The sequence below is a fragment of the Bradyrhizobium stylosanthis genome (assembly GCF_001641335.1).
In the GTDB taxonomy this organism is placed as follows: Bacteria; Pseudomonadota; Alphaproteobacteria; order Rhizobiales; family Xanthobacteraceae; genus Bradyrhizobium; species Bradyrhizobium stylosanthis.
Window position 1 is genome coordinate 340,004 of record NZ_LVEM01000006.1, and the last position, 20,596, is coordinate 360,599.

Annotated in this window: 17 protein-coding genes and 1 other RNA gene; 9 read left to right on the forward strand and 9 right to left on the reverse strand. The window is 66.1% G+C overall.

The genetic code is table 11. From position 1 onward, the window contains the following. Nucleotides 1-59: 59 nt before the first annotated feature. The 4 genes from ruvB to A7X65_RS36120 all read right to left on the reverse strand — a co-directional run bounded on the left by ruvB (nt 60) and on the right by A7X65_RS36120 (nt 3,205). Nucleotides 60-1,118, reverse strand: coding sequence for a Holliday junction branch migration DNA helicase RuvB (gene ruvB / locus A7X65_RS36105; protein ID WP_063694156.1), 1,059 nt, complete (start codon nt 1,116-1,118; stop codon nt 60-62). Further along, the gene (ruvA, locus tag A7X65_RS36110; RefSeq protein WP_063694157.1) at nt 1,115-1,732 is read right to left on the reverse strand and encodes a Holliday junction branch migration protein RuvA; all 618 of its coding nucleotides are present in this window, start codon (nt 1,730-1,732) and stop codon (nt 1,115-1,117) included. Before ruvA ends, ruvB begins: the two co-directional genes overlap by 4 nt. Continuing rightward, the gene (ruvC, locus tag A7X65_RS36115) at nt 1,729-2,256 is read right to left on the reverse strand and encodes a crossover junction endodeoxyribonuclease RuvC (RefSeq protein WP_063694158.1); all 528 of its coding nucleotides are present in this window, start codon (nt 2,254-2,256) and stop codon (nt 1,729-1,731) included. Before ruvC ends, ruvA begins: the two co-directional genes overlap by 4 nt. Before the next feature lie 202 nt (nt 2,257-2,458). Beyond that, nucleotides 2,459-3,205: a YebC/PmpR family DNA-binding transcriptional regulator gene (locus A7X65_RS36120; RefSeq protein WP_063694159.1), complete on the reverse strand. Its 747-nt coding sequence runs from the start codon at nt 3,203-3,205 to the stop codon at nt 2,459-2,461. A gap of 206 nt (nt 3,206-3,411) precedes the next feature. On the opposite strand from A7X65_RS36120, the gene A7X65_RS36125 reads away from it, so the two are divergent. From A7X65_RS36125 to A7X65_RS36145, 5 genes are all read left to right on the forward strand, one after another. Beyond that, nucleotides 3,412-5,160: a methyl-accepting chemotaxis protein gene (locus tag A7X65_RS36125; protein WP_063694160.1), complete on the forward strand. Its 1,749-nt coding sequence runs from the start codon at nt 3,412-3,414 to the stop codon at nt 5,158-5,160. Between the two features lie 119 nt (nt 5,161-5,279). Beyond that, nucleotides 5,280-6,704, forward strand: a complete 1,425-nt coding sequence (locus tag A7X65_RS36130; RefSeq protein WP_063694161.1) for a methyl-accepting chemotaxis protein — start codon at nt 5,280-5,282, stop codon at nt 6,702-6,704. A gap of 771 nt (nt 6,705-7,475) precedes the next feature. Beyond that, nucleotides 7,476-7,937, forward strand: a complete 462-nt coding sequence (locus tag A7X65_RS36135) for a (2Fe-2S)-binding protein (RefSeq protein ID WP_208608644.1) — start codon at nt 7,476-7,478, stop codon at nt 7,935-7,937. Between the two features lie 8 nt (nt 7,938-7,945). Next, complete coding sequence (locus A7X65_RS36140) at nt 7,946-10,111, forward strand: xanthine dehydrogenase family protein molybdopterin-binding subunit (protein WP_063694163.1); 2,166 nt, start codon at nt 7,946-7,948, stop codon at nt 10,109-10,111. Continuing rightward, entirely contained in the window at nt 10,108-11,451 is a 1,344-nt protein-coding gene (locus A7X65_RS36145; protein WP_063694164.1) for a c-type cytochrome, read from the forward strand. Before A7X65_RS36140 ends, A7X65_RS36145 begins: the two co-directional genes overlap by 4 nt. 344 nt (nt 11,452-11,795) lie before the next feature. Here the strand turns inward: A7X65_RS36145 and A7X65_RS36150 are convergent, their stop codons facing one another. From A7X65_RS36150 to A7X65_RS36170, 5 genes are all read right to left on the reverse strand, one after another. Next, nucleotides 11,796-12,620, reverse strand: coding sequence for a TIGR00282 family metallophosphoesterase (locus tag A7X65_RS36150; RefSeq protein ID WP_063694165.1), 825 nt, complete (start codon nt 12,618-12,620; stop codon nt 11,796-11,798). Beyond that, nucleotides 12,598-13,194 (reverse strand): 5-formyltetrahydrofolate cyclo-ligase, encoded by a 597-nt coding sequence (locus tag A7X65_RS36155; RefSeq protein WP_063694166.1) that lies wholly within the window; start codon nt 13,192-13,194, stop codon nt 12,598-12,600. The genes A7X65_RS36150 and A7X65_RS36155 overlap by 23 nt, the downstream gene beginning before the upstream one ends. Nucleotides 13,195-13,402: 208 nt before the next feature. After that, nucleotides 13,403-13,563: non-coding RNA, 6S RNA (ssrS, locus tag A7X65_RS36160), on the reverse strand. A gap of 101 nt (nt 13,564-13,664) precedes the next feature. Next, nucleotides 13,665-14,048: a cell division protein ZapA gene (locus A7X65_RS36165; RefSeq protein ID WP_018646696.1), complete on the reverse strand. Its 384-nt coding sequence runs from the start codon at nt 14,046-14,048 to the stop codon at nt 13,665-13,667. Then, nucleotides 14,045-14,365 carry a DUF4164 domain-containing protein gene (locus tag A7X65_RS36170; protein WP_063694167.1) on the reverse strand — a complete coding sequence of 107 codons (321 nt, stop codon included), beginning with the start codon at nt 14,363-14,365 and terminating at the stop codon, nt 14,045-14,047. Before A7X65_RS36170 ends, A7X65_RS36165 begins: the two co-directional genes overlap by 4 nt. Before the next feature lie 368 nt (nt 14,366-14,733). Here A7X65_RS36170 and tkt point away from each other — a divergent pair, with 368 nt between their 5' ends. The 4 genes from tkt (at nt 14,734) to fba (ending at nt 20,341) form a co-directional block, all read left to right on the forward strand. Next, nucleotides 14,734-16,719: a transketolase gene (gene tkt, locus A7X65_RS36175; RefSeq protein WP_063694168.1), complete on the forward strand. Its 1,986-nt coding sequence runs from the start codon at nt 14,734-14,736 to the stop codon at nt 16,717-16,719. 148 nt (nt 16,720-16,867) lie between these two features. Next, nucleotides 16,868-17,875 (forward strand): type I glyceraldehyde-3-phosphate dehydrogenase, encoded by a 1,008-nt coding sequence (gene gap / locus A7X65_RS36180; RefSeq protein ID WP_063694169.1) that lies wholly within the window; start codon nt 16,868-16,870, stop codon nt 17,873-17,875. Nucleotides 17,876-18,025: 150 nt separating this feature from the next. After that, a complete protein-coding gene (locus A7X65_RS36185; protein ID WP_063694170.1) occupies nt 18,026-19,222 on the forward strand; it encodes a phosphoglycerate kinase in 1,197 nt (398 codons plus the stop codon). A 51-nt stretch (nt 19,223-19,273) separates the two neighbouring features. Next, a complete protein-coding gene (gene fba, locus A7X65_RS36190) occupies nt 19,274-20,341 on the forward strand; it encodes a class II fructose-bisphosphate aldolase (RefSeq protein ID WP_063694171.1) in 1,068 nt (355 codons plus the stop codon). The last annotated feature ends 255 nt before the right edge of the window (nt 20,342-20,596 follow it).

A 20,596-nucleotide genomic window follows, 5' to 3' on the forward strand; every position in this document is an offset into this window, starting at 1 on the left:
CCCGCCGCGCGTTCGGATTAGTGATGGAAGGAAACCGTCGGGTTCATCCGCGGCGGCGATCAGTCGTCGCTTTCGTCGGTGCCGAACAGGCCGAATTGCGATGCGACATCGCGCGAAGGCTCGGCGAGGCCGAGATGGCGGAAGGCATGCGAGGTCAGCAGGCGGCCGCGCGGGGTGCGCTGGAGATAGCCGCACTGGATCAGATAGGGCTCGATGATATCCTCGATCGCATCGCGCGGCTCGGAGAGCGCCGCGGCCATCGTCTCGACACCGACGGGGCCGCCGCCATAGTTGAGCGCGATAGTCGAGAGATAGCGGCGGTCCATGGCATCCAGTCCCGCGGCGTCGACCTCGAGCGCGCTGAGCGCATGGTCAGCGATCTTGCGATCGATCGTGTCGGCATTTGCCGCCGAGGCAAAATCGCGCACGCGCCGCAGCAGGCGCCCGGCGATGCGCGGCGTGCCGCGGGCGCGGCGCGCGATCTCGTTGGCGCCATCGGTGCTCATGCCGACATTGAGGACGCGCGCGCCACGGCTGACGATGCTTTCGAGCTCCTCGATGGTGTAGAAGTTCAGCCGCACCGGAATGCCGAAGCGGTCGCGCAGGGGATTGGTGAGCAGGCCGGCGCGCGTGGTGGCGCCGACGAGGGTGAATTTCGACAGCTCGATCTTGACCGAGCGCGCCGCCGGCCCCTCGCCGATGATCAGGTCGAGCTGGAAGTCCTCCATCGCGGGATAGAGCACCTCTTCCACGGCCGGGCTGAGGCGATGAATCTCGTCGATGAAGAGCACGTCGCGCTCTTCGAGATTGGTCAGCAGCGCGGCGAGATCGCCGGCCTTGGCGATGACAGGACCCGACGTGGCACGAAAGCCGACGCCGAGCTCCTTCGCGACGATCTGCGCCAGCGTGGTCTTGCCGAGGCCGGGGGGACCGACGAACAGCACGTGATCCAGCGCCTCGCCGCGCTTGCGCGCCGCCTCGATGAAGATCGACAGGTTCTTGCGCGCCTGCTGCTGGCCGACGAAATCGGATAGCGATTGCGGGCGCAGCGCGGTGTCGCCGACATCGTCGCTGCGGCGCTCCGGCGACACCATACGGTTGGCCTTGGGATCGCTCACTTCGCCAGCTCCTTCAGGCCGAGGCGAATGAGCTGCGCGGTCTCGGCGCCCTCACCGGCGCTGCGCGAGGCCGATGCGATGGCCGCAGCCGCCTGCGGCTGGCCGTAGCCGAGATTGACCAGCGCGGAGATCGCATCCGCGACGGGCCGCGGCGCACGCTGGTCATCGACGGCGCCGGCGAGATGCACCACGGCGGGATCGACATTGGCGAAGGCCGGCGCCTTGTCCTTCAATTCGGTGACGATGCGCTCGGCGACCTTGGGGCCGACGCCGGGCGTGCGCGACACCGCGGCCTTGTCGCGCAACGCGATCGCGTTGGCGAGATCGGCCGGCGCCAGCGTGCCGAGCACGGCGAGCGCGACCTTGGCGCCGACGCCCTGCACGGTCTGCAACAGGCGAAACCATTCGCGCTCCTGGTCGGTGCGGAAGCCGAACAGCTTTATCGCGTCCTCGCGGACATAGGTCTCGATCGACAGCACGGCCGCTTCACCAGGTGACGGCAGATGCTGCAAGGTGCGCGTCGAGCAATGCACCTGATAACCGACACCGCCGACGTCGAGGATGACAAAATCCTCGCCGTAGGAATCGATCAGGCCCTTGAGCTTGCCGATCATAGCCCCGCCACCTTCAGCCTGAGCGCCGTGCTCTGGCGGTGATGGGCGTGGGTGATGGCGATCGCCAGCGCGTCGGCGGCGTCCGCTGACGGCGGATCGGCTTTCGGCAGAAGAATCTTCAGCATCATCGCGATCTGGGCCTTCTCGGCATGGCCGGCGCCGACAACGGTCTTCTTGACCTGATTGGGCGCGTATTCGGCGACCGAGATACCGAACATCGCAGGCGCGAGCATGGCGACGCCGCGCGCCTGGCCGAGCTTGAGGGTCGCCACGCCGTCCTTGTTGACGAAGGTCTGCTCGACCGCGGCCTCGACCGGCTGATGGTTCGACAGCACGGCCGCAAGGCCTTCGTGGATGGCCAGCAGCCGACTAGCGAGCGGCAGGTCGTTAGGCGGTTCCACCGAGCCGCAGGCGACGTAGATCAGGCGATTGCCCTCGGCCTCGATCACGCCCCAGCCGGTGCGGCGCAGGCCGGGGTCGATGCCGATGATGCGAACGGGGCCACGAATCGGGAGCGCAGTCATGGGCCAGTGATAGCGGCTGGCTGCGATGGGGGAAACAGAAACAGAACGGAAGTAACAGGGGAAAGAAGGTCTCGTGCCCCGGGCGCGACGCGGTGCGTCGCTGAACCGGGGCCCATTTTGCCGCTGATGCGTCGAGAACGATGGGCCCCGGCTCCGCGCAGCAGCGTTTCACGCCGCAGCGCGTCCGGGACACGAGAGCGGTTCAGCCGCCCATCTTCGCCATCAGCGCGTCCGACACCTCGAAATTGGCGTAGACGTGCTGGACGTCGTCGTGCTCGTTGAGCAGATCCATCAGCTTGAGCAGCTTCTCGCCGGTCTCGTCGTCGACGGCGACCGTGTTCTGCGGCTTCCAGATCAGCGCGGCCTTACGCGGCTCGCCGAACTTGGCTTCGAGCGCCTTGGCGACGTCGCGATAGCCTTCGGTCGAGGCGTAGATCTCGTGACCGCCTTCGCCGGAGACGACGTCGTCGGCGCCGGCCTCGATCGCGGCATCGAGCACCGAATCGTCATCGGCAACGCTGCGGTCATATTCGATAACGCCGGTGCGATCGAACATGAAGGAGACCGAGCCGGTTTCGCCGAGATTGCCGCCCGACTTGGTGAAGAAGGAGCGGATGTCGGACGCGGCGCGGTTGCGGTTGTCGGTCAGCGCCTCGACGATGACGGCGACGCCGCCCGGGCCATAGCCCTCGTAGCGGATCTCGTCATAGTTCTCGCCCTCATTGCCGAGCGCCTTCTTGACGGCGCGCTCGATATTGTCCTTCGGCATGTTCTCCTGGCGCGCCGCGATGATGGCCGCGCGCAGGCGCGGGTTCATGTTGGGGTCGGGTGTGCCGAGCTTGGCGGCGACGGTGATTTCCCGCGCCAGCTTGCCGAACAGCTTCGACTTCTGCGCATCCTGCCGCCCCTTGCGGTGCATGATGTTCTTGAATTGGGAATGTCCAGCCATGCGTGGTCTCGTAAAGGAATCGTGCGCCTGAGGTGAGCTTAGGGAAGCGCGGCCTTATAGGCCGTCCACCCCCATGAATGAAAGAGGCTCTACGACTTTAAGGTAACACCGTACTGGCCCGTACCTAGAGGTCAGGCATCGTTAACCCTGATTTCATTCCGGACTGCGAAAATAGCGACCGACCATTCCCCGACAAGAGAAACCCGATGGCGTTCGGACTATTTCGGAAGCCTCTGCCGGTCACGGCTGCGCCCGCGGCCGCCCCTCAGGCTGCCCAGCCGGCGAGCCATTCCGAGCCCGCCCTGGCCGGCGAGGGCGATTCGGCCCGGGAGATCCTGGAACTGCTGGAACTCGAGCTCGGGGCGATGATTCGCCAGCTCGAGCGCGCAGCCAATTCGGTCGCCGGCGGCGCCGAGGCGACCGCCACGACGCTGGCCGCCATCCGCGACCGCACCGACGCCCTGACCGGCCGCACCAACGCCGCCCAGTCGACCGCCTCCACTTTCGCCCATGCCGCCGACAAGTTCACCCAGTCCGCGCAAGGTATCGGCGCGCAGGTGCGCGAGGCCGGCAAGCTCGCCGACGCGGCCAGCGCCGCCGCGCAGGAGGCGCGCGCCAATGTCGACCGCCTGCGCGAGTCCTCCGCCGCCATCGGCAACGTCGTCAACCTGATCGCGCAAATCGCGCGGCAGACCACGCTGCTCGCGCTCAACTCGACCATCGAGGCCGCCCGCGCCGGCGCCGCCGGCAAGGGCTTTGCGGTCGTCGCCACCGAGGTCAAGGCGCTCGCGGTGCAGACGCAAGGCGCGACCGAGGAAATCACCCGAAAGATCGACGCGCTGCAGCGCGATGCCGCCGGCTCTGCCGATGCCGTGCATCGCATCTCGCAGGCGATCGAGGCGATCCGTCCGGTGTTCGACACCGTCAACGGCGCGGTGGCCGAGCAGAACGCCACCACGAGCGAGGTCTCGGGCAATGCCGCGAGCGCCTCGGACTTCATCATCTCGGTCGGCGAGAGCGCGGCCGAGATCGATGCGGCGACCAAGGCGGCCGAAACCCATGGCGAGAGCGTCGCCAGCGCCGGCAAGGCCGTCACCACCTTCGCCCAGAAGCTGAAGTCGCGCTGCGCGGTGCTGCTGCGCCAGAGCGAGCACGACGACCGCCGCAAGACCGAGCGGCTGCCCTGCCATCTCAAATTCGAAACCGCACGCGGCGTGATGCCGGTCTATGAGATTGCGATGGACGGCGTGCTGATCGGCGGCGTGGACGCAAGCCGGCTTGCGCCGCAGGCGATCATCGAAGGCTCGCTCGAAGGCGTCGGCAGCTGCCGCCTGCGCGTGATCGAGCAGTCCAAGGCCGGCGCCCGCGCGCAATTCGTCAGCCCCAATGCGGAGCTCTGCGAGAAGATCGAGGACCGACTGTGGTCGATCCACGAGGAGAACACCGAGTTCGTTACCCGCGCCATGGAGGCGGGCAACGCGCTGACTGCGATCTTCGAAAAGGCGGTCGCGCGCGGCGAGGTCAAAATCGACGATCTCTTCGACACTGATTATGCGGAGATCGCGGGAACCAATCCGCAGCAATACCGCACCCGCTATCTCGACTGGGCCGATCGCGCGCTGCCGCCGTTCCAGGAGGCCTTCCTCGCCAAGGAACCGCGCATGGCGTTCTGCGCCATGGTCGACCGCAACGGCTTCCTGCCGGTGCACAACAAGATCTATTCGCATCCGCAGCGGCCAGGCGACGCCGCCTGGAACATGGCCAACAGCCGCAACCGCCGCATCTTCAACGATCCGGCGGGGTTGGCGGCCGCGCACAACTTGCGATCGTACCTGGTCCAGAGCTATGCGCGCGACATGGGCAACGGAAACACGGTGATGATGCGCGAGATCGACGTCCCGATCCGCGTGCAGGGCCGGCACTGGGGTGGATTTCGCACCGCATACAAGCTGTAATGCCCGCTCTCGTGCACTCCTGGGCAAGACGCCGGGCGCGAATCATCCTCTAAGGTCGAAACTGGAATGGGAATGCCGCCGAGAGCCGATCAACGGCTCTGACTGGAGAAAGCCCGTACATGTCTCTGGCACAACTTGCAGTTATGGACACTGGCTCCAACCGGACGCTGGCTGAACGCCTGATCGACCAGCTTGCCGACCGCATCGGCGGTCTCGGCGTCGAGCTCGCCGACATCGCCGGCAACGTCCAGGAGGTCGCCAACCGCGTCGCCAATCAGTCCGAACGGTTCCATCATCTTCAGGAGACGGCGGAGACGATGGTCTCGGCCAACCACGACATCGCCAACGCCTCGCAGGCGGTGCAGACGACGACATCCGCAGCGGTCGGCGAGATCGCGCAGTCACGCAGCGCGGTCGATACCGCCGTCAACCACATCTCCGAGCTGGTCGCGGCCGTGGAGCGGATCGAAGCGCGCCTGAGCGCCGTCGGCTCCGCGCTGGCGCAGGTGGCAAAGGTGTCCGGCTCGATCGAGGCGATCGCCAAGCAGACCAATCTGCTCGCGCTGAACGCAACCATCGAAGCCGCGCGCGCCGGCAATGCCGGTCGCGGCTTCGCGGTGGTCGCGAGCGAAGTGAAGAACCTCGCGGAAGCCACCCGCCAGGCCACGCACCAGATCTCCGACACCGTGCGCGATCTCGACGGCCAGATCGAGGGCCTGATCGGCGAGAGCAGCGACGCCTCGCAGCGCGCCAAGACCGCGGGCGAAGGCGCCCAGCAGATCTCCGGCATCATCTCGCGCGTCCAGCAGGGTTTTGCTTCGGTCGAGGCCGAGATCGACAGCGTCACGCGCGCGGCGACCTCCAATCTCGGCCATTGCGACACCGTGATCAGCGAGCTGAACGAACTCGCCAAGGGCGTCGACCTGTCCTCGCGCGATCTCAAGAACGCCGACCAGCGCGTGACAAAACTGCTCGACACCTCCGAAGCGCTGATCGCGCTGATCGCGGACAGCGGCGTCGAGACATCCGACGCGCCGCTGATCCGCGTCGTCGTCGAGACCGCCAAGCGGATCTCGGCGGAGTTCGAGGCGGCGATCGACCGCGGCGAGATCACGCTCGACCAGCTCATGGACGAGAACTATCGCGAAATCCCCGGCACCGATCCGAAGCAGTACAACACCGGCTATGTCGAGTTCACCGATCGCGTGCTGCCTGCGATCCAGGACCCGATCCAGAAGTCCGATCCCCGCATCGTGTTCTGCGTGGCCTGGGCCAAGGGCGGCTACCTTCCGACCCACAATCCGAACTACCGCCTGCCGCAGGGCAAGGACCCCGTCTGGAACAACGCTAACTGCCGCAACCGCCGCCTGTTCACCGACCGCGCGGTGAAGAAGGTCGCAGCCAACACAAAACCTTTCCTGCTCCAGACCTATCGGCGCGACATGGGCGGCGGGCAGTTCGTGCTGATGAAGGACCTGTCCTCCCCGATCACGGTGCGCGGCAAGCACTGGGGCGCCTTCCGGATGGGTTTCCGTCAGAGCTGACGACCGGCGCGGCGGCGCTTCAGAGCTCCCGAAACAAAAAGTTCGAAAACAACCCCATGCACAGTAGCCGGGGTGTCCGAAATCAATGGCTTATGCCGGCAGGCCGCGGCAGGCTTTGACTTGCCGGGCAAAACAGGGGCATAATGCTATTATTCCGAATTTTTTCTTAGACCACAAACTCGTCATGCCCGGGCTTGTCCCGGCCATGACGTCGGGGAACGGCCTGTGCGAGTCTCGGAGAGGTCATTTGGCGGCCGCCTGAGCAAGCGCCTCGTCCTTCGAGACGACCGCTGCGCGGTCTCCTCAGGATGAGGCTCAGCGGCGTCAGCGCCGGGTGAAATCGCTCCCGCACACTCCGCCCTCATCCTGAGGGCCCGCCGCAGGCGGGCGTCTCGAAGGATGGCAGCGGGCGAGCTGTCAGCCACGCGTCTTGATATGCGATCGATCCGTCGGACTGCCGCGTCCGCAGCCCCCGCCTTTCCCAATTGCACGAATTTCGACATCGCACGCGTTTGCGCATTCGCACGGTCATCTGCGGCGTTCGGCGGTGCACGCGGCGAAAATCCGTCAAAACATGACGGTTATCATATCAATTAGCCCGAAATGCTTGCAGCAATCGCCGCACAAATTCGTGAACGTCATGGCCTGAGGCTTCGTTCGCGCAAATATGCATTGCCGGAATTTTCGATGCTTCATCGCTTCGCGGCGATATGATTATGGTCGCGCGCAAATCGCCGACGCCGTAAGCGCTCGTCGAGCAAGGGGATGCACATGGCAACAACACTCACCATCAACGGCGAAACGAAATCGTTCGACGCGCCACCGGAGATGCCGCTGCTGTGGGTGCTGCGCGACATCCTCGGCATGACCGGGACCAAGTTCGGCTGCGGCATCGCGCAGTGCGGCGCCTGCACGGTGCATGTCGACGGCAAGGCCGTGCGCTCCTGCGTGCTGCCGGTGAGTGCGGTCGCGAACCGCACCGTGACCACCATCGAGCATGTCGGCAGCACGCCCGCGGGCGCCAAGGTGCAGAAGGCCTGGCTCGAGGCCGAGGTGATCCAGTGCGGCTATTGCCAGTCCGGCCAGATCATGGCGGCCGCGGCGCTGCTGGCATCGACGCCCAACCCCGACGATTCCGACATCGACGCCGCGATGGCCGGCAACATCTGCCGCTGCGGCACCTATGTCCGCATCCGCGAGGCCATCAAGCACGCCGCCAACGGCCAGTCGTGAGATCCGCCATGAACGCACCCAACAGTTTCTCCCGCCGCACGCTGCTGACCGGCAGCCTCGCCACCGGCTTCCTGCTTGCCTTCCATCTGCCGCTGCGCGCCGCCGGTAACGAGCCGGTGCAACGCGACGTGACCGAGGGCAAGTTCGCGCCCAACGCCTTCATCCGCATCGACGAGACCGGCCGTACCGTGCTGATGATGCCGCAGGTCGAGATGGGCCAGGGCACCTACACCTCGATCTCGGCCGTGATCGCCGAGGAGCTGGATGCCGACTGGAGCAAGGTCGAGGTCCAGCACGCCCCGCCCAACGACAAGCTCTATGGCAATCCGACCTTCGGCCTGCAGGTCACCGGCAACTCCAACTCGATCCGGGCCTGGTGGCTGCCGCTGCGCAAGGCCGGCGCCACCGCGCGCGCGATGCTGGTGCAGGCCGCGGCCAGCCAATGGGGCGTCGAGCCCGCAAGCTGCACGGCCTCGAAGGGCGTGGTCGCGCATGCCGCCAGCGGCCGCAAGCTCACTTACGGCGAGCTGGCGCTTGCCGCACAGGGCCAGACGCCGCCGAAGGACGTCGCCATCAAGGACCCCCGGGATTTCGTCCTGATCGGCCAGCCGCTGAAGCGGCTCGATACGCCTGACAAGGTCAACGGCAAGGCGCTCTACGGCATCGACGCGATCCTGCCCGGCATGAAGATCGCCGTGATCGCCAATTGCCCGGTGTTCGGCGGCAAGGTCGGCAAGGTCGACGACAGCGCGGCGACGAAGGTTGCCGGCGTGCGCAAGGTTGTCGTGCTCGACGACGCGGTCGCGGTGATCGGCGATCACATGTGGGCGGCCAAGAAAGGTCTCGAAGCGCTCAAGATCGAGTGGAACGAGGGGCCGAACGCCAAGATATCCACCAAGGACGTCTGGGACGATCTGCGCAAGACCAGCCAGAAGGACGGCGCGGTCGCAAAATCCGACGGCGACATCGCGAAGGCGCTCGCGAGCGGCGACAAGTTCGAAGCCGCCTACGAGCTGCCGTTCCTCGCGCATGCCTCGATGGAGCCGATCAACGCCACCGTCCATGTCAGGCCGGATGCCTGCGAGATCTGGACCGGCACGCAGATCATGACCCGCGTGCAGTCCGAGGCGGCGAAGGCGGCCGGCGTTCCCGTGGACAAGGTCATCGTCAACCAGCATTTGCTCGGCGGCGGCTTCGGCCGCAAGCTCGAGCCGGACATGGTGGTCGCGGCGGTGAAGATCGCTAAGCAGGTCGACTATCCCGTCAAGGTGATCTGGACCCGCGAGGAGGACATCCAGCACGACGTCTACCGCCCGGTCTATCGCGACCAGATCACGGCCTCGCTGGTGGACGGCAAGGTCGCGGGCTGGAAATACAAGGTCGCCGGCTCCGCCGTGCTGGCGCGCTGGCTGCCGCCGGCGTTCCAGAAGGGCATCGACATCGACGCGATCGATGCCGCGGTCGACGCGCCCTACGACTTCGCCAACTTCCACGTCGAATATGTCCGCGCCGAGCCGCTGTCGGTGCCGACAGGCTTCTGGCGCGGCGTCGGCCCGAACAACAACGTGTTCGCGGTCGAATGCGCGATGGACGAGCTTGCGCGCAAGGCCGGCAAGGACCCGATCGAGTTCCGCAAGTCGATGCTGACGAAGAACCCGCGCATGCTCGCGGTGCTCAACCAGGTCGCGGAGAAATCGGGCTGGGGCCAGCCCCTGCCCGCGCGCGTCGGCCGCGGCGTCTGCGTGCAGCCGTCCTTCGCAAGCTTCATCGCGACCGTGGTGGAGGCGGAGATCGACGATTACGGCGAGATCGCGCTGCGCCGCATCACCTCGGTGGTGGACACCGGCATCGCGGTCAACCCCGACACGGTGAAGGCGCAGATCGAGGGCGGCCTGATCTTCGGCCTTACCGCTGCGCTCTATGGCGAGATCACCATCGACAAGGGCCGCGTGCAGCAGTCGAACTTCCACGACTACCGCATGATGCGCATCAACGAGACACCGAAGATCGAGGTCACCGTGGTCAAGAGCGGCGAGGCACCGGGCGGCATCGGCGAGGCCGGCGTCAATGCCGGACCGCCCGCACTGCGCAATGCGATCTACGCCGCAACCGGCGTGGCGCTGCGGCGCCTGCCGATCGATCGGAAACTGCTGGCTGCGGGGAAGAAGGCATGAGCGGCAAGATGCGTATCCTCACAAGCGTCGCTGCGATCGCCATCCTCGCAGCAGGGCTCGGCGTCGTCATCATCCGCGGGCCCGGCCCGCTCGATTTCGCCGGCGGCCCCAAGGTCGCGCTGGCGGATTACCGCGCCGGCAAGCCGACCGGCGTGCCTGCCAAGCTTGAGAAAGCGAGCCTGGTCGAGCGCGGCGAATATCTCGCCAAGGCGGCCGACTGCATGGTCTGCCACACCAAGCCGGGCGAGAAGGACTATTCCGGCGGGCTCGCCTTCAAGCTGCCGTTCGGCACGCTCTATTCGACCAACATCACTGCGGATAAGGACACCGGCATCGGCAACTACACCGACCAGGACTTCCTGAACGCGGTCCAGCACGGCAAGCGCCGCGACGGCGCGCGGCTCTATCCGGCGATGCCGTACACGTCCTACACGTTCATGACCGACGACGACGTGCTGGCGGTGAAGGCCTATCTGTTCAGCCTGCCGGCGGTGCGCGCCAGGGCGCCCGACAACACGCTGTCGTTCCCGTTCAACCAGCGCTGGGCCATGATTGCCTGGTCGGCCGTGTTCAATCCGGACACGCGATATATGCCTGACACCTCGAAGAGCCCGGAATGGAACAGGGGAGCGTATCTCGCGGAGGCGCTGGCGCATTGCGGCGAGTGCCATACGCCACGCAATCTCGGCTTCGCGCTGGATAACCGCAGGAAGTTCGCCGGCGCGATCACCGCGGGCTGGCGCGCCTTCAACATCTCGTCCGACAAGGCGACAGGTCTCGGCAACTGGAGCGATGCGGATCTGATCTCGTATCTGTCGCTCGGCCACGCGCCGGGCCACGGCTCGGCCTCGGGCCCGATGGGCGAAGCGGTCGACCACAGTTTCAGCCAGTTCGCGCCAGAGGACATCAGCAGCATCGTTGCGTACCTGCGCAGTGTGCCGCCGCAGCCCTCGCCCGACCTGCCGGCCACCACGGCGCCGGTCGCGCCCGCCTCGCACAAGGAAGGCTTCACCGCCGACGCGCGCGGCAAAAAGGTGTTCGCCAGCGCCTGCGCCAGCTGCCACGGCTGGAGCGGCGAGAGCCCGGTCTCGCCGATGGCGACACTGACCGGCACCTGGGCCGTCAACGACCCCGCCGCCACCAACGTCGCGCAGATCGTGATCTCCGGCACCAAGCGCCACACGCCCGACGGCGCGCTGTCGATGCCCGCGTTCGGCAACGCCTATACCGACGATGAGATCGCGGCCGTCGCGAACTACGTCACGGCGCGGTTCGGGACCAAGGGCTCGAAGCTGACGGCGAAGGACGTCGCGGAGCTGCGGGAGCAGACGGCGGAGTGAGTGTAAGACGAGATTGATGCGCGAGCGCGCGCGTCAATCTCCGCCGTCGTCCCGGACAAGCATAGCGAAGCGGAGCGCAGATCCGGGACCCATACGCCGCAGCAATAGTTTTGCGAAGATGAGTAATGGCCATCTCGCGCGACAATTGCTGCTGCGGCGTATGGGTCCCGGCCTTCGCCGGGACGACACTGAGGGTGAGGCGCGGCCGCTCAGCGCAATCAGGCAGTCTCGTAGGGTGGGCAAAGCGGAGCGTGCCCACCACCTTTCACGATCGAGAAAGATCGTGGGCACGGCGCAAGTGCGCCTTTGCCCACCCTACGAGACCGAGGGCGCCGCAACGCCGCTCAGCTCAACCAGAACCTCGGCGTCGCCGGCTCCAGTCGTCCACCCACACGCACCGGCGCAATCCGCAGCGCCAGGCCCGTTGCGTCGTCCGTCTCCACCGCGACGCCGCTGAGCGTGGCTGCGCCTGCGGCCGGCTCGAAGCGGCCTGAGGGAATTCCCGACGTGAAGCGGCGCAGCGGTTCTTCCTTCTGCATGCCGATGATGGAATCGTAGTCGCCGGTCATGCCGGCGTCGGTCATGTAGGCGGTGCCGCCACTGAGGATCTGATGGTCGGCGGTCGGCACATGGGTGTGCGTACCGACGACGAGGCTGGCGCGGCCGTCGCAGAAGAAGCCGATGCCCTGCTTCTCGCTGCTCGCTTCACAATGGAAATCGACGACGATGGCGTCCGCGGCAACGCCGAGCGGACAGGCCCCCAACTCGCGCTCGAGCGCTGCGAAGGGATCGTCGAACGGGGTCATGAAGACGCGACCGAGTGCGTTGACGACGAGGGCGTGCTTGCCGTTCTTGGTCTCGACCAAAGCGGCGCCGCGGCCGGGCGTGCCGCGCGGATAGTTGGCCGGACGCACCAGGCGGTCGGCGCGCTCGATGAAGACAAGCGCCTCGCGCTGGTCCCAGGAGTGGTTGCCGAGCGTCACCGCGTCGGCGCCGGCCTCGATGAACTCCTGGTAGATCGCTTCCGTGATGCCGAAGCCGCCTGCCGAATTCTCGCCGTTGACCACGACGAAATCGAGCGACCAATCCTTGACCATGCCGGGGAGATATTCTGCGATGGCCTCGCGCCCGCTACGGCCGACGACATCACCCACGAAGAGAATGCGCAACTTCAGAACTCCGGAAATCAAACACGTCGGATTCCGTTAGCACATAATCCAGCGCCACGTCGTGGGATAGTGCCGGAACCGCCTCGATCTCCTGCGCTGCAAACGCAAGCCCGATGCCGACGATCTGCTTGGCTTTCCGCAAATGCGCGAAGGTGAAATCGTAATGGCCCGCGCCATAGCCGATGCGATGGCCGAGGCGGTCGAAGGCCGCGAGCGGCGTCAGCATGACGTCGGGGATGACCTCGGCCGCGGCCGGCGACGGCTCGGGAATGCCGAGCGGGCCAAGCATCAGGCGGTCGTTCGGATGGAAGAGGCGGAAGATCAGCGCCTTGCCGCGCGTGGTGACGCAAGGCAGCGCCAGCCTGGCGCCCTGCTCGGCGAGCTTCTTCAGAAGCGGCATCGGATCGATTTCGCTGCGGATCGGCGAATAGCCGGAGACGATGCTGCCGGGCAGCAGCTCGAACGGCAGCCCGCGCTTGGCGAGCTTTGCAGCGGCCGCCGTGCGCTTCTTCTCGCTCAGCGCATCGCGCTTGGCGAGGGCCTTGGCACGGAGTTCGGCTTTGGAGTTGGACATGCGCTTTGGTCCCCACGTCATCACCCCCTGTGCGCCCTCGCGCACTGCGGCGGGTGATCCAGTATTCCAGAGGCGGTCGTGATTCACACAAGGGCCGCGGCGTACTGGATGCCCCGGCCCTCCGTGCGCAATGGCGCACTCGGCGGGGCATGACACCTGTTGAATTGGCCGCAGTCATTTCGACAGGCACAAACCAAGCAGACAAAAGTGCGAAGCCGCGTACGCCGTTGAAGCACTCGATCCCGGAGTTCCCTACGAAAGTAGGTGGGCACCATATGTCCGGGCCCACGGGCCCGGCCAGGGACAGTTCCCTAAAGGATCGATAAGGCCCCGGGGATATATGGCTCCTGACGCACGTCGCAGCCTCGCCGGGCCAATGTAACAACGATACTGACGAATCGCCAGCCCGGCTGTCGTGTCGCTTTCGCGCAGCGGCCACGGTGCCACCCTCCAGGGGAGGGTGGCGACCGTCAGCCGATCGCAATGCCGTTGCCGACGGTCCGGTTCAGGACCTGGGTCGACTTCTCGATGCGTTCGGCGGCGGCGTTCAGGGCGTTCACCACTGCGGTCTGGGTCATGCGGGCGCGCTCGACGGCGGCGTTGCGGAAATCCCGCAGCTCGGTCAGCTCCTGCTCGAGGGTGCGGACGCGGTTGGTGGTGTCGACCAGCTCGTCGCAGACGGTCAGCGCGGCCATCACGGTCAGCCGTGCATCGCCGATCTCGCCGAATTTTCCGCGCAGCGACTGGATGCGTGTCTCCAGGGTCTCGGCGAGCTTGAGCAGCCGCACCTCCTGGCCCTCCTCGCAGGCCATGCGGTACTGTCGGCCATTGATGGTGACGTTGATGTGGCTCATCCGTCCTCTCCGGTATCGAGCACCGAGCGTATCGTGACGATCGCGGAATCCAGCCGATCGGAGATCTCGCGATTGGTGCGCTCAAGCTTGCGCGCCTTCACCAGCGCACCGTCGAGCTCGTCGGCGAGCCGAGAACGATCCGCGCCAAGCGCCTGGATTCGCGCCGCGAGCTCGTTCTCGTCGCGATCGGCATCGCGCCGCCGCTCCACCGCGCTTTCGAGCGAGTCGAGCGCCGCCATGAGCCTGCGGGTCGCGATCTCGATCTCGACGGCGGAGGACTCCGTCATGGCAGAGCTGTTGGACACGCGATCGTTCATGCAGTCAGCGGCGGAACCTATGGGCCTATCCGGTGCCAGTTACCCCAGAGCTTGCCGTCCGGCAAAAGACTCGGTTCGGCAAGCGCTTAGAAGCAGAAATTTACGTGGCAAGCTAGCGGAGCGCAACGCCGCCTCGAAACTATGCACCGATCAATCGGAGGACCTCGTCCGGAGCCCTCAATTCCTCCCGGCGCAATCCCGGCTCAAAACCGCTCTCCACAGAGGCAACTTTTACGGCCAAACCGGCGTTTGATTGCCTTGGACTCCCGGAACTGAGGTGCTATCCCAGCCCCGACCTTCAGCGGCCGCAAGGCTCCTTCCCGCGCGGGCGTGCACGCCAAGCGCCTCATTTCAGACGGATTTCAGACATGACGCAGGTCGACCACAACCGCATGGCCAACGCCATCCGCGGCCTTTCGATGGACGCCGTCGAGAAGGCGAAATCGGGCCATCCCGGCCTGCCGATGGGCGCCGCCGACATCGCCACGGTGCTGTTCACCCAGTTCCTGAAATTCGACGCCGCCGCCATCGACTGGCCCGACCGCGACCGCTTCGTGCTCTCGGCCGGCCACGGCTCGATGCTGCTCTATTCGCTGCTGTTCCTGACCGGCAACGCCGCGATGACGCTGGACCAGCTCAAGAACTTCCGCCAGCTCGGCTCGCTGACCCCGGGTCACCCCGAGAATTTCCACACCAAGGGCATCGAGACCACCACCGGCCCGCTCGGCCAGGGCATCTCGACCGCGGTCGGCATGGCGCTCGCCGAGAAGATGCTGGCCGCCGAGTTCGGCAAGAAGATCGTCGACCACCACACCTACGTGCTCGCCTCCGACGGCGACCTGATGGAAGGCGTGTCGCAGGAAGCGATCGCGATGGCCGGGCACTGGAAGCTCAACAAGCTGATCGTGCTGTACGACGACAACGGCATCTCGATCGACGGCCCGACCTCGATCGCCGATTCCGTCGACCAGGTGAAACGCTTCAAGTCCGCAGGCTGGGCCGCCGAGAAGATCGACGGCCATGACCAAGCCGCGATCGCCGCCGCCATCACCCGCGCGAAGAAGTCGAACAAGCCGACGCTGATCGCCTGCCGCACCACCATCGGTTTCGGTGCGCCCCACAAGGCCGGCACGTCGAAGGTGCACGGCGAGGCGCTCGGCGCCGAGGAGCTGAAGGCCGCCAAGGAAAATCTCGGCATCTCGCTCGAGCCGTTCTCGGTGCCTGACGACGTGCTGAAGGCGTGGCGCGCGGCCGGCAGCCGCGGCGCCGCCGCGCGGCAGGAATGGGAAGCACGGCTCGGCGAGCTCGGCAGCCGCAAGCGCGCCGAGTTCGAGCGCCGCCTGCGCCACGAGCGCCCGGCCTCGCTCGCCAAGGCGGTGCGCGCCTACAAGAAGGAGCTGCTTGAAAAGCCGATGACGGCTGCGACCCGCAAGTCGTCGGAAGCGGTGATCGAAGTGATCGCAGGCGCGATGCCGATGGAATTCCTCGCGGGCTCGGCCGACCTCACCGGCTCCAACAACAACAAGGCGAAGTCGGCGACCGCCTTCTCCGCGAAGACGCCGAAGGGCCGCTTCATCCATTACGGCATCCGCGAGCACGGCATGGCGGCTGCGATGAACGGCATCTTCCTGCACGGCGGTTTCGCGCCGAACGGCGCGACCTTCCTGGTGTTCACCGATTACGCGCGGCCCGCGATGCGCCTCGCCGCGCTGATGGGCACCGGCGTGGTCTACGTGATGACGCACGATTCGATCGGCCTCGGCGAAGACGGCCCGACCCACCAGCCGGTCGAGCACCTCGCCGCGCTTCGCGCCATTCCGAACATGCGCGTGTTCCGTCCGTGCGATGCGATGGAGGTCGCCGAGTGCTGGGAGCTCGCGCTCAACCGCGTGGACGGCCCGACCGTGCTGGCGCTGACGCGGCAGAACCTGCCGCAGCTGCGCACCACCGCGCCGAACGACAGTCCCTGCCAGCACGGCGGCTACGAGCTGGTCGCAGCGCAGGGCGAAGCCAAGGCGACGCTGTTCGCGTCGGGTTCCGAAGTCGAGATCGCCGTTGCCGCCCAGAAGCAGCTCGCCGAGCGCGGCATTCCGACACGGGTGGTCTCGGTGCCGTCGCTCGAGCTCTTGTTAGCGCAACCAAAGGAACGCCGTGACGCGATCATCGGCAACGCGCCGGTGAAGGTCGCGATCGAGGCCGCGGTGCGCTGGGGCTGGGACGCCGTGATCGGACAAGATGGCGAATTCGTGGGCATGCATTCGTTCGGGGCCAGCGCGCCGGCCAAGGATCTCTACAAGCATTTCGGCATCACCGCCGAGGCTGCAGTTAACGCTGTGCTGAAGCGCGTTAGCTGAGAGTTGAGCTTGTCAAAAAAAAGGACTACGTAACGTCTCATATGATCAAGCACCGCCCGGCCGAACCGGGCGTCCGCCCCTAAAAAACCCTCGCAGGCGCGCAAAGCGCGTTGTGCGGGATGACAACGGTCATTGAAGGAGACGAAACATGGCAGTCCGCGTGGCAATTAACGGTTTTGGCCGCATCGGTCGCAACGTGCTGCGGGCGATCGCAGAGTCCGGCCGCAAGGACATCGAGGTCGTCGGCATCAACGATCTCGGCCCGGTCGAGACCAACGCCCATCTGCTCCGCTTCGACTCCGTCCATGGCCGCTTCCCCGGCACCGTCACCGTCGACGGCGACTCGATCAACCTCGGCGGCGGCAAGATCAAGGTGAGCGCTGAGCGCGATCCTTCGAAGCTGCCCTGGAAGGATCTCGGCGTCGACATTGCGCTCGAGTGCACCGGCATCTTCACCTCGAAGGACAAGGCCAGCGCACATCTGACCGCCGGCGCCAAGCGCGTGCTGGTCTCCGCGCCCGCCGACGGCGCCGACGCCACCATCGTCTACGGCGTCAACCACGACACGCTGACCAAGGATCACCTCGTCGTCTCCAACGGAAGCTGCACGACGAACTGCCTCGCGCCGGTCGCCAAGGTGCTGAACGACCTCGTCGGCATCGAGACCGGCTTCATGACCACGATCCACGCCTATACCGGCGACCAGCCGACGCTGGACACGCTGCACAAGGATCTCTACCGCGGCCGCGCGGCCGCAATGTCGATGATCCCGACTTCGACCGGCGCCGCCAAGGCCATCGGTCTCGTGCTGCCCGAGCTGAAGGGCAAGCTCGACGGCGTCGCGATCCGCGTGCCGACCCCGAACGTCTCGGTCGTCGACCTCAAGATCGTCGCCAAGCGCGCCACCGACGCCAAGGAAATCAACGCGGCGATGAAGCGTGCCAGCGAGCAGCAGCTCAAGGGCATCCTCGGCTACACCAGCGCGCCGAACGTCTCGATCGACTTCAACCACGACCCGCACTCCTCGACCTTCCACGAGGACCAGACCAAGGTGCAGAACGGCACGCTGGTGCGCGTGATGTCCTGGTACGACAACGAGTGGGGCTTCTCGAACCGCATGGCGGACACCGCCGTCGCCCTGGCGAAGATGATCTAACTCCGCTCCCGTGTCCCGGACGCGATGCAGCGTGCAACGCTGCGTCGCAGATCCGGGACCCATTTCACCGCGGGACTCGCTGCAACGTGGGTCCCGGTTCTGCACAGCGGCGCCTTGCGCCGCAATGCGCCCGGGACAAGGAAGCGTCCGATGACCAACAAATTCCGCACCCTCGACGACGTCGACGTGAAGGGCAAGCGCGTGCTGCTGCGCGTCGACCTGAACGTGCCCATGGAGAACGGGCGCGTCACCGACGCCACGCGGCTCGAGCGCGTCGCGCCGACCATCACCGAAATCTCGGACAAGGGCGGCAAGGTCATCCTGCTCGCGCATTTCGGCCGGCCGAAGGGGCGCGACGCCAAGGACTCGCTGAAGCCGGTGGCCGAGGCGCTGTCCAAGGTCGTGAAGAAGCCGGTCGCGTTCGCCGACGACTGCATCGGCGAGCCCGCGGCCAAGGCCGTCGCCGCTCTCAGCGATGGCGACATCCTGTGCCTGGAAAACACCCGCTTCCACAAGGAAGAGGAAAAGAACGATCCCGCCTTCGTCGCGGAGCTGGCAAAGCTCGGCGACATCTGGGTGAGTGACGCGTTCTCGGCCGCGCACCGCGCCCATGCCTCGACCGAAGGCCTCGGCCACAAGCTGCCCGCCTATGCCGGCCGCACCATGCAGGCCGAGCTCGATGCGCTGGAGAAGGCGCTGGGCTCGCCAACCAAGCCGGTCATCGCCATCATCGGCGGCGCCAAGGTCTCGACCAAGATCGACCTGCTCGAAAACCTCGTGACCAAGGTCGACGCGCTCGTGATCGGCGGCGGCATGGCCAACACCTTCCTGCACGCCCAGGGCGTCGGCGTCGGCAAGTCGCTGGCGGAGAAGGATCTGGCGCCGACCGCGCTGCGCATCATGGAGAAGGCGGAAGCCGCCAATTGCGCGATCATCCTGCCCGTGGACGCCACCGTCGCCTATCACTTCGCGGCCAACGCGCCCTCGCATGCCTACGGCCTCGACGCGATCCCGGCTGACGGCATGATCCTCGACGTCGGCCCGCAATCGATCGCGCGCGTTCATGCCGCGATCGACGATGCCGCGACGCTGGTCTGGAACGGCCCGCTCGGCGCCTTCGAGATGCAGCCGTTCGACCGCGGCACCGTCTCGGCGGCCAAGCACGCCGCCGAGCGCACCAAGGCGAAGAAGCTGATCTCGATCGCGGGCGGCGGCGACACCGTCGCGGCGCTCAACCAGGCCCATGTGGCCGGTGACTTCAGCTATGTCTCGACCGCCGGTGGCGCGTTCCTTGAATGGATGGAAGGCAAGCCCCTGCCCGGCGTCGAAGTGCTGCGCACCAAGTAATCGTCGGCGAGAAAGACACGGCCTAATCGGCCCAAACGGAGAGAAAGACACATGGCTCGGATAACGTTGCGTCAATTGCTCGACCATGCGGCTGAGAACGATTACGGCGTACCGGCCTTCAATATCAACAACATGGAGCAGGCGCTGGCGATCATGGACGCGGCCAACCAGGTCGACGCGCCCGTCATCATCCAGGCCTCGCGCGGTGCGCGCTCCTACGCCAACGACGTCATGCTCAAGCACATGATGGACGCGGTGACCGAAATCTATCCGCACATCCCGGTCTGCGTGCATCTCGACCACGGCAACGAAGCTGCCACCTGCATGACCGCGATCCAGGCCGGCTTCACCTCCGTCATGATGGACGGCTCGCTCAAGGCCGACGGCAAGACCCCCGGCGACTGGAACTACAATGTCGGTGTCACCAAGACCGTGACCGACATGGCCCATCTCGGCGGCATCTCGGTCGAGGGCGAGCTCGGCGTGCTCGGCTCGCTCGAGACCGGCATGGGCGACAAGGAAGACGGCCACGGCGCCGAGGGCAAGCTCAGCCACGACCAGCTCCTGACCAATCCGGACGAGGCCGTGAAGTTCGTGCAGGAGACCAAGGTCGACGCGCTCGCGATCGCGATGGGCACCTCGCATGGCGCCTACAAGTTCACCCGCAAGCCCGACGGCGACATCCTCGCCATGAACGTGATCGAGGAGATCCACCGCAAGCTGCCGAACACGCATCTGGTGATGCACGGCTCCTCCTCGGTGCCGCAGGACCTGCAGGACATCATCAACGCCTATGGCGGCAAGATGAAGCCGACCTGGGGCGTGCCGGTGGCCGAGATCCAGCGCGGCATCAAGAACGGCGTGCGCAAGATCAACATCGACACCGACAACCGCATGGCCATGACCGGCCAGATCCGGAAGGTGCTGAAGGACAATCCGGAAGAGTTCGATCCGCGCAAGTACCTGAAGCCCGCGATGGAAGCGATGACCAAGCTGTGCAAGCAGCGCCTGCAGGAGTTCAACACCGCAGGTCAGGCCTCCAAGTTCAAGAAGATCCTGACCCCGGCCGACATGGCCAAGCGCTACGCCAAGGGCGAGCTCGATCCAAAGGTGGCGTAAGGCCGGATACGCCCTATCCTCTCCCTCGCCCCGCTTGCGGGGAGAGGGTCGGGGTGAGGGGCTCTCTCCGCGAATTGCGCTCTATCGATAGACCTGTACCCCCTCACCCGGATCACATCTGCGATGTGATCCGACCTCTCCCCGCAAGCGGGGCGAGGTGAAGGGGCGTCCAGCCCGGCCAGCCATTTTACCCAACTGACCTCCCCCCACACCCTGCGACCAACGTTAACTCGGAATTTGCCCGAGAACGGTCTA

Coding starts and splice junctions, on each gene's coding strand:
- ruvA (WP_063694157.1), bottom strand. CDS start 1,732: ATGATCGGCAAGCTCAAGGGCCTGATCGATTCCTACGGCGAGGATTTT.
- ruvC (WP_063694158.1), bottom strand. CDS start 2,256: ATGACTGCGCTCCCGATTCGTGGCCCCGTTCGCATCATCGGCATCGAC.
- A7X65_RS36120 (WP_063694159.1), bottom strand. CDS start 3,205: ATGGCTGGACATTCCCAATTCAAGAACATCATGCACCGCAAGGGGCGG.
- A7X65_RS36125 (WP_063694160.1), top strand. CDS start 3,412: ATGGCGTTCGGACTATTTCGGAAGCCTCTGCCGGTCACGGCTGCGCCC.
- A7X65_RS36130 (WP_063694161.1), top strand. CDS start 5,280: ATGTCTCTGGCACAACTTGCAGTTATGGACACTGGCTCCAACCGGACG.
- A7X65_RS36135 (WP_208608644.1), top strand. CDS start 7,476: ATGGCAACAACACTCACCATCAACGGCGAAACGAAATCGTTCGACGCG.
- A7X65_RS36140 (WP_063694163.1), top strand. CDS start 7,946: ATGAACGCACCCAACAGTTTCTCCCGCCGCACGCTGCTGACCGGCAGC.
- A7X65_RS36145 (WP_063694164.1), top strand. CDS start 10,108: ATGAGCGGCAAGATGCGTATCCTCACAAGCGTCGCTGCGATCGCCATC.
- A7X65_RS36155 (WP_063694166.1), bottom strand. CDS start 13,194: ATGTCCAACTCCAAAGCCGAACTCCGTGCCAAGGCCCTCGCCAAGCGC.
- A7X65_RS36165 (WP_018646696.1), bottom strand. CDS start 14,048: ATGAGCCACATCAACGTCACCATCAATGGCCGACAGTACCGCATGGCC.
- A7X65_RS36170 (WP_063694167.1), bottom strand. CDS start 14,365: ATGAACGATCGCGTGTCCAACAGCTCTGCCATGACGGAGTCCTCCGCC.
- tkt (WP_063694168.1), top strand. CDS start 14,734: ATGACGCAGGTCGACCACAACCGCATGGCCAACGCCATCCGCGGCCTT.
- gap (WP_063694169.1), top strand. CDS start 16,868: ATGGCAGTCCGCGTGGCAATTAACGGTTTTGGCCGCATCGGTCGCAAC.
- A7X65_RS36185 (WP_063694170.1), top strand. CDS start 18,026: ATGACCAACAAATTCCGCACCCTCGACGACGTCGACGTGAAGGGCAAG.
- fba (WP_063694171.1), top strand. CDS start 19,274: ATGGCTCGGATAACGTTGCGTCAATTGCTCGACCATGCGGCTGAGAAC.